The organism is Microcoleus pseudofavosus SVA1_A4 (genome assembly GCF_036700565.1).
Classification (GTDB): Bacteria; Cyanobacteriota; Cyanobacteriia; order Cyanobacteriales; family Microcoleaceae; genus Microcoleus.
The window spans coordinates 22100-30378 of the sequence record NZ_JAUBPE010000085.1 but is presented as its reverse complement, the minus strand read 5'-3'; the positions used below and the strand labels follow the sequence as shown (position 1 = coordinate 30378).

At 46.5% G+C, this 8279-nt stretch carries 7 protein-coding genes and 1 pseudogene; 5 read left to right on the top strand and 3 right to left on the bottom strand.

Annotation, left to right across the window (positions count from 1 at the left end; translation table 11 throughout):
- The 4 genes from QUA02_RS27885 to QUA02_RS27870 all read left to right on the top strand — a co-directional run.
- Window positions 1–438: transposase (locus QUA02_RS27885; protein WP_333032668.1), on the top strand; the 438-nt coding region annotated here is incomplete at its 5' end.
- Window positions 431–1684: an HlyD family efflux transporter periplasmic adaptor subunit gene (locus tag QUA02_RS27880; protein ID WP_333032666.1), complete on the top strand. Its 1254-nt coding sequence runs from the start codon at window positions 431–433 to the stop codon at window positions 1682–1684. The genes QUA02_RS27885 and QUA02_RS27880, both read left to right, overlap by 8 nt.
- A gap of 141 nt (window positions 1685–1825) precedes the next feature.
- Window positions 1826–3010: an ABC transporter permease DevC gene (gene devC, locus QUA02_RS27875; protein ID WP_333032664.1), complete on the top strand. Its 1185-nt coding sequence runs from the start codon at window positions 1826–1828 to the stop codon at window positions 3008–3010.
- 262 nt (window positions 3011–3272) lie between these two features.
- On the top strand, window positions 3273–3989 hold the full coding sequence (locus tag QUA02_RS27870) for a DevA family ABC transporter ATP-binding protein (RefSeq protein WP_333032663.1): 717 nt from the start codon (window positions 3273–3275) through the stop codon (window positions 3987–3989).
- A 116-nt stretch (window positions 3990–4105) separates the two neighbouring features.
- On the opposite strand, the gene QUA02_RS27865 is transcribed toward QUA02_RS27870, so the two are convergent.
- From QUA02_RS27865 to QUA02_RS27855, 3 genes and pseudogenes are all read right to left on the bottom strand, one after another.
- Window positions 4106–5161 (bottom strand): glycoside hydrolase family 24 protein, encoded by a 1056-nt coding sequence (locus QUA02_RS27865; protein ID WP_333032661.1) that lies wholly within the window; start codon window positions 5159–5161, stop codon window positions 4106–4108.
- Window positions 5162–5322: 161 nt separating this feature from the next.
- A pseudogene (locus QUA02_RS27860) lies at window positions 5323–5453 on the bottom strand (glycosyltransferase family 1 protein); the annotation flags it as partial.
- Between the two features lie 554 nt (window positions 5454–6007).
- On the bottom strand, window positions 6008–6925 hold the full coding sequence (locus QUA02_RS27855; protein WP_333032659.1) for a YihY/virulence factor BrkB family protein: 918 nt from the start codon (window positions 6923–6925) through the stop codon (window positions 6008–6010).
- A gap of 114 nt (window positions 6926–7039) precedes the next feature.
- Here QUA02_RS27855 and QUA02_RS27850 point away from each other — a divergent pair, with 114 nt between their 5' ends.
- Entirely contained in the window at window positions 7040–8122 is a 1083-nt protein-coding gene (locus QUA02_RS27850; protein ID WP_333032658.1) for a hypothetical protein, read from the top strand.
- The last annotated feature ends 157 nt before the right edge of the window (window positions 8123–8279 follow it).

Genomic DNA, 8279 nt, shown 5'->3' with positions numbered 1-8279 from the left:
GGATGGCAAGATATTGGTGAATATTTGTCAATTGATAGTCGTAGAACTAAGCGTTTAAATGTCTTGGGAATCATGAATCGGCAAAACACTCTTCATGCTTATGTTTCAGAGCAGACTATTAATTCTGATGTAATTATAGCCTGCATAGATACTTTCTTTGCTGTGGTGGAGCGACCAACATTTATTGTAGTAGATCAAGCTTCTATTCATACTAGCAATGCCATATTTGAGAAAATTGAAGAATGGAAAGAACGCGGTTTAACTATATTTGAATTGCCGACTTATTCACCTAAATTGAATTTAATTGAGATTTTGTGGCGGTTTATAAAATATCAATGGCTCGAAATAGATGCCTACTCTAGCTGGCAATCTCTTGTTTCATCTGTAGAAAGAATTCTTAAAGAATTTGGAGATAATTATGTAATTAATTTTGCTTAACTACTTAACCGCAGTGACAGCCTTGGGGCGACTCGAACCCAAGGGAGAAGTAATCAAAGTCTCCGCCTCGGGAGCGGCAGAAGGAAACAGGATCGATCGACTTTTGGTGAAAGAAGGAGATAGCGTGAAAACAGGTCAGGCGATCGCAATTCTCGACAGCCGCGATCGACTCTCGGCCGCCCTCGACCAAGCTCAAGAACAAGTGCGCGTCGCCCAGGCAAATCTAGCCAAAGTCAAAGCCGGAGCTAAAAACGGAGAAATCCAAGCCCAGAAAGCGGCAATTGCCCGTTTAGAAGCCGATCGCAGCAACGAAATTCCAGCGCAACAGGCGGTAGTCGCCCGCTTAGAAGTCGATCGCAGCACCGAAATAGCAGCGCAACAAGCCACCATTGCCCGTTTGAGGGCCGAACAGCAAGGGGAAATTCAAACCCAACAAGCCACAATCGCCCGCCTAGAAGCCGAACTCCGCAACGCCAGAAGCGAGGATCGGCGCTACTCGCAACTGTATCAAGAAGGAGCGATCTCCGCTTCAACTAGCGACAGCAAAGGCCTCGCCGCCGAAACAGCCCAACACCAACTCAACGAAGGAAAGGCAAAACTGAATCAAATTCAGCTATCCCGCCAGCAGCAAATTAACGAAGCCCAAGCCAAACTGAATCAAATTCAGCAATCCGGCCAGCAGGAGATTAACGAAGCCCAAGCCAAACTCAGCCAAACTCTGGAATCCCGACAGCAGCAAATCGACGAAGCCAAAGCAAATCTCGATCGCATTGCCGAAGTGCGCCCCGTTGACGTGCAAGCAGCCACCGCCGAAGTCAATTCCGCCGCTTCCGCCGCCAAAGGCGCCAAAGCCAATCTCGATCTAGCTTACATCCGCTCTCCCAGAGACGCCCAAGTCTTGAAAATTCACGCATATCCAGGGGAAAAAGTGGGGGATGACGGCATTGTCGAACTCGGACAAACTCGCGAGATGCTGGCTGTTGCGGAAATCTACGAAAGCGATGTGAGCAAAGTACGCATCGGACAGCCAGCCAAAATTACTAGCGATTCTTTAAAAGGGGAATTGCAGGGAAAAGTAGAAAACATCGGCTTGCAAGTGCAGCGGCAAAACATTGTGAATACCGAACCTTCTGCGAATATTGACGCTCGAATTGTGGAAGTAAAAGTGCGTTTGGATGCAGCTTCCAGTCAGAAAGTAGCGGGATTGACTAATTTGCAAGTCAAAGTGGCGATCGGGGGGAATTAAGAATTAAGAAGTTTTAAACCGCAGAGAGCGCAGAGGACACAGAGGAGGAGAAGAGAGAACTGTTAAATCCTCAGTTTGCTTTCTTCAATCCAAAATCCAAAATTCCAAATCCAAAATCCAAAATCTAAAATCTAAAATCCTATGATCGGACTAATCAAACCTTTACAACAGTTAAGAGACAGAACTCCCCTCGGATGGCTGCAACTGAGTCACGACAGAGGCCGAATGCTCGTAGCAGCAGCGGGAATTGCTTTTGCTGACGTTTTGATGTTCATGCAGTTGGGCTTTCAAAATGCGCTTTACAGCAGCAATACGCTCCTGCACCAAACTTTGCAAGCCGACATAATTTTGATTCACCCGCAAGCCAGAAATTTAATTAATTTGTCTTCTTTCCCCAGGCGCCGGTTGTATCAGGCAATGAACGTACCGGGCGTGAAATCAGCCGAGCCGCTTTATATCAAAATTGGCAACTGGAAAAACCCCGAAACTCGGCGCGAAACATCAATTATGGTGGTGGGATTCAATCCCGATCGCCCAGCTTTTGCGCTGCCAGAAGTCAACCAAAATTTGAGCGCGATTAAATTGCCGGATACGGTGCTGTTCGATCGAGCTTCTAAAGGAGATTATCAAGGGTCGATCGCCCAAATCGAGGGGGGAAAAGCCGTTAAAACTGAGATCGATCGGCGCACAGTTACCATCAGCGGTTTATTCACAATTGGAGCATCTTTTGCCGCCGATGGAGCTTTAATAACCAGCGATCAAAATTACCTGCGCTTGTTTCCCAGACAAGATGCCGCGAGCGTTAATGCCGGATTAATTCAACTGCAAGCCGGTGCAGACCCCGTGCAAGTTCAACAAGTTTTGAAAGCATACTTGCCGCAGGATGTCAAGGTATTGACTAAAGAAGAATTTATCGAATTCGAGACAAACTACTGGGCTACAAGTACCGCGATCGGCTTCGTATTTAGCTTAGGCGTAGCGATGGGTTTCGTAGTAGGAGTAATTATCGTTTACCAAGTCCTCTCAACCGATGTCAGCGACCACATGGCAGAATACGCTACTTTTAAAGCAATGGGCTACAGCAATCTTTACTTGCTCGGCATCGTTTTTGAAGAAGCACTAATTTTATCAATTTGCGGTTTTCTGCCAGGAGTCGGAGTCTCTGTAGGACTTTACGCCTTAACCCGCCAAGCCACAAATCTGCCGCTGTACATGACACTAATGCGAGCAACTACTGTGTTAATTTTGACCCTGATTATGTGCATTATTTCCGGCACAATTGCCACACGCAAACTGCAAGCAGCAGACCCAGCCGATATTTTTTAATCAAATTGTTAGTAATACCATTTCTCCAAAGTTATGCAACAGTATGGAGATCCCCCTACATCCCCCTTAAAAAGGGGGACTTTGATTAACTCTTGTTCCCCCCTTTTTAAGGGGGGCTAGGGGGGATCTCCATACGGTTACATTCTTTTTTAAAATTGGTATAAGGAATTCAGATCGAGTCCGAGCGATGGCTTATATTTATGCGGGAGTGCGAGCGTCTCGCTCGCACTCAAATGATAACTACAAACCTAACTTTTAACTTATGCAATCCACTACCCTCAACCCGCAAACCAACAGCGTAGAGATTTCCGAACCCGTAATATCCATCCAGAACCTAGACCACTACTTCGGTCAAGGCGATGTGAAAAAACAAGTATTATTTGACATCAACCTCGAAATAAATATCGGTGAAATCGTAATCATGACCGGGCCTTCCGGCTCGGGAAAAACCACACTTTTAACATTGATGGGCGGACTGCGATCGGGTCAATCGGGAAGCCTGAAACTTATGGGTCAAGAAATGTGCAATGCCAGTTCAGAACAATTAGTCAAAGCGCGCCGCCAAATCGGATATATATTCCAAGCCCACAACTTGCACCGCAGTTTGACAGCCGTGCAAAACGTGCAAATGGGATTGGAAGTTCACGGAAAATTCTCGCGTTCCGAAATGCGCGATCGCTCGACAGAAATGCTAGAATTAGTAGGGCTGGGACAGCGGATTAACTATTATCCAGATGACTTGTCGGGAGGACAGAAACAAAGAGTTGCGATCGCCCGCGCTTTGGTCAGTCAACCGCAAATTGTTTTAGCTGACGAACCGACAGCCGCGCTGGACAGCAAATCCGGTCGCGAAGTGGTGAATTTGATGCAGCAACTAGCCAAAGAACAGGGCTGTACTATTTTGTTAGTAACCCACGATAACCGAATTTTGGATATTGCCGATCGCATCGTTCACATGGAAGATGGAAAATTAGCCTAATTTTTAAATTTCTGAAGAATAGACATCACCCATAACTGCCCCATTTTCAATTTTGGATGTCAAAATTTAATCCAAAATTCCCAAACTCGAATCTCCACTCGTCCTTAAACTGTTGACTAATTGCTAACAACCAATCCTTGCCGGTAAATCCCCAAATTTTGCAGGTACATGGCTTCGAGTGTGGGCATAGAGGATTCTACAGAACCGCCATAACGGCGAAAAGAAGGCCAGATGTAAGCGAGTTTTTTCACTGCTGACTCCAATCGACCCGCTTCTATATCTTCTAATGCACCTTTTTCTCGGATTAACTCTATAGCCATCAAATCTTGATTTTCTGGGCTGAAATCGCGGACGCCAAATTTTTTGGCAAATCTGTCCCAAGTTGTGCTCAGAAACTGATACCGCCCCGCTGCGTCGGAACAGAGTTTTTTGCCGTAGCGGCGGCCGCACCTCATTTCCCTGGGATGATCTTGAAAGCTGACAAATTTCGTGCCGGTGTACTGGGTGCGGTAGCCGTCGGGGCTAGCGGTTCCTTCGGCGGTGGCAATCGTGTCGAGAAAGGCTTTCACTCGACGTTCGGGACCGATGCTATCGAGTCTTTTATCCTGTATGGGCTCTGGTGAATTCAGGGTTACAGTTTCGGGCGATCGATCGCGCTCGATGTTATCCTCTCCTTTGTCTGGTGAGTCGTGAGCTGCAACGGACGGCAGGCGTTTCGGGGCGGGCGAGCTTTCGGCCGAGACATTTTGCCCCCACAGTTTCGGGGTCATTCGACCCAAAAAAAAGCACAAACAGATGCACAAACTCCACGAAAGTTTAAAACGGAGGCGTTTGGAAAATTGGCTGCGCTGTCGCACCGGCCACCCGTGCAGGGCGATGGCTGCGGGCAAGATTCCCGTTTGCTGACCGAAGGCGAACAGCGATTTTAGCGCTAGCAAGGTTTGCTTGTAGAAACGGGGTGCAACTTTGCTCGCCCTCATGGCTGCGGCGAAAGTCTCGACATCTGCCAAAGTCACTTCTGCCAGCGGTTTTTCTACAAACAGTCGAAAACGGTTGGCAGCCTGCCAGCTAAAACGCTTGCTGCGGGGAGATTTGCGATCGACCCAGAGGCGAATTAGCTCAATGTCGGAAATGGGTTGCAGATGGCTTCCCAGATGTTCTGGCGCGTACAAGAGTACCTCCTGATATCACTTCTAGTTGAAGGTTCCCAGTTAGAACGGATGAGAGGGACAGGGATCGAGGGAAACTGGCTTCAACCATACTAAGTGATACTACTAAGCGCTCACGGGGTCAAGTTGAACCGCCGATTGTACGAGCAGTTGAGTGCGGTGACAGAGAACATATCAACTTGCCACCCCTGTTTCGCCAGAGATTCTCCTACTTGACGCACGTAAACATTTTGCCCGCCGCTTCTTTTTTGCCAATTTCCACAGAGGGATCGCCGTGTAGGGAGATGAGGGCGATGCGTTTTTTAGTTAATTAAATCATGATTGTTTACCAAAATTTAAAAAAAATTCAGGAGAAGATTGGAAGTGCAATTTGGGCTGCTGCGCCGGGTCTGGAATCTTCTAGCTAATTTGTATTGAAAGTCAAAATGTGCGATCGATAAATCATCCTTCAGAGATAAGTTGCAGGGAAAAATTGATAGACGACTTCCTTCTGCTGACAGATACGTCCAGCAGATACAACTCTAGATAATCTAAATGGAAATGAACGAGGGTGAAGGGAATTTCCCGGATTCAAGTAGGTGTCAAACTCAAACCTGCTTTCAGCTTGCTGTTCGAGATGCCAGGTCAGTCGAAGGTAGAACTTTTACTCCTCTGGATCGATAGGTAGGGCTTTGGAGAAAGCAGAAGCAGGTCATCCCAAAGACTGAATGTTATAGGCGAGAGAAAAAAAAGCAATTATTGCATTCAAAATTTTTCTTTGCTTCCTTCCGCCTTTTTCCCTCTGCCTTCTGCCTTCTTCTGTCAAACCCGGAGTGCGAGTTTAACCTCAAATTTCCCGTTTGTCTAATGTTAAGACTTGTTCCTATGTTTGCGCGCTACTGATTCCCCGTTTTCGCTGTTGAGGATATTCTTTCGCGAACCTTGCATTAGAGATCCGTATCGGTTAGCCCAAACTTGGGTAAACTCGGCACCTAAGAAGAGAATTTGAGCGGAATAATTAATCCAAAGCAGGATAATCACGAACGATCCCGCAGCACCGTAGGTAGAGGCGATACCGCTACCTCCGAGGTAAACTCCAATTAGGGATTTGCCGATCGTAAACAGCACTGAGGTGATGGCGGCGCCGATCCAAACATCATTCCAGGCAAGATTGACATCGGGCAAAAGTTTGTAAATTAAGGCAAAAAGCAGCGTAACTACGCCAAAGGAGATAGCAAAGTCCACAATCTGCCAAATGTTGATTGGTAATTGCAGCAAACCGTTCAACCAATAGCTAACCGCTGCTAAAACTGCGCTAATTACTAAAGATACTAGCAGTAGAAAGCCTATGCCTAAAATCATCGCAAAAGACAATACGCGGTCTTGCAAAAATCCCCAGATTCCGCGTCCGGGAGGAGGTGAAACATTCCAAATAGTATTGAGGGCTTCTTTGAGATTAGTAAATACGTTGGAAGCGCCCCACAAAAGTGTAGCGATGCCGACTAGGGTAGCAATCATTCCCGACTTGGGCTCGGAGGCTTTGAGGATTAGTTCTTGGACGGTTTGGGCGCCCTCTTTGCCGATCAAACTTTGGAGTTGGGTGACGATTTGACCTTGGGCTGCGTCTGCACCAAAGACTAAACCGGCGATCGCAATTACGATAATTAGGAGCGGGGCGAGGGAGAATACTGTGTAATAGGCTAGGGCGGCGGCTAGGGTTGGCGCTTTATCTTCTTGCCATTCAGTAAAAGTTTGTTTGAGCAGCGATATGACTGTTTTTAAGTTCACGGCCTTTGGTTTCCTTATACTTATCGTTCACCAAGGGATCTTAATAGGTTAGGAGTTTTTGAGCGTCGGCCACAAGATAGATTTATCGATTAGCAAATTCGGAAAATTACTTTTATGTCAGATTCCAACACAACTGTTAACAGCACCGATGTACAGCCCAAAAAAGCAATTTCTTGGGCCAAACTGAGCGCATTAGTAGCGGCGGTCAATTTCTTGCTGGTGCTTTTCCATTTCAGTTACCTTCAGTTGCGCCCTGTTTATCAGAGCTATTTTCCGGGTTTAGTTAAAATGTATGACCCGATTAAAGGCATTGATTCGAGTTTTCCAAATCCCGAATATTTGAAAAGCACTGACGGTTTTTGGCGAATTGATGCATTTTTTATCGGCTTTTTTTGGGCGGAGTTTTTGATTAAAAGTCTGTTCCACAACCGCCGCAAACCGGGGGTAACTTGGTTGGATTTTGTGCTGAGGCGCTGGTACGAGGTGTTTCTGCTGATACCGATTTGGCAGGGGTGGCGGATTCTGCCAGTATTGGTGCGGGTGCACAAGTCGGGTTTGGTGAATCTCGATCGCGTAGTTGCTCAAATTACCTACGAACCGGTGGCTTATTTAGCAAATACGATGTCGGAATACATGATGGTGCGGTTTATCAATCAAGCTAAAAGTTCGATCGAACAGGGCGACGCGGCGCAGATGTTGCTGGCGCAGCAGCCGTACCTTCACGTCAATCAGGAAAATACGATCGAACAAATTACCAAGCGGATTTTGGATCTGACAATTTACAAAGTTTTGCCGCAGGTGCAACCGGATTTGGAAGAATTGCTGCACCACAATTTGGAAACAACAATCAAACAGTCGGATTTCTATCAAATCCTGCAAACTTTCTCTCCGATTAACATTTTGCCAACCGAGATGACGGAACAGCTAGCGAATTATTTGGCTCAAACTGCTGTGGATGTGGTATCTACTACTTATGAAGACGATAAAGGTCGAAAAATTCTCGATAATTTCAGCCAAGAATTTAATCAAAGTTTGCGGCGGGAATTGCAAGATGAGAAAACTCTCGGGGAATTGCAGTCTCTGCTGTCGGATTTGTTAGAAGAAGTGAAGTTGAATTACATTCAAGGCGGGTTGAAGTCCGATCCGGTGCAGACTTTTACGGAAATTAATTCGCTCCGGGGAGTAAGGGAGATTTGATACAGCAATGAGTTCCGGTGTTGTGAATTAGATTTTTTTAACGAACCGATGAAACTCGCGTTAGCCCTATTATCGCGAAGGAGGATAAGACAAGAGAAAGAGTTCACAAGTTCTACGGGTAAGGTGCGCAAGGCGCACCCTGCGAATACGGGTAGTG

Coding starts and splice junctions, on each gene's coding strand:
- devC (WP_333032664.1), top strand. CDS start 1,826: ATGATCGGACTAATCAAACCTTTACAACAGTTAAGAGACAGAACTCCC.
- QUA02_RS27870 (WP_333032663.1), top strand. CDS start 3,273: ATGCAATCCACTACCCTCAACCCGCAAACCAACAGCGTAGAGATTTCC.
- QUA02_RS27850 (WP_333032658.1), top strand. CDS start 7,040: ATGTCAGATTCCAACACAACTGTTAACAGCACCGATGTACAGCCCAAA.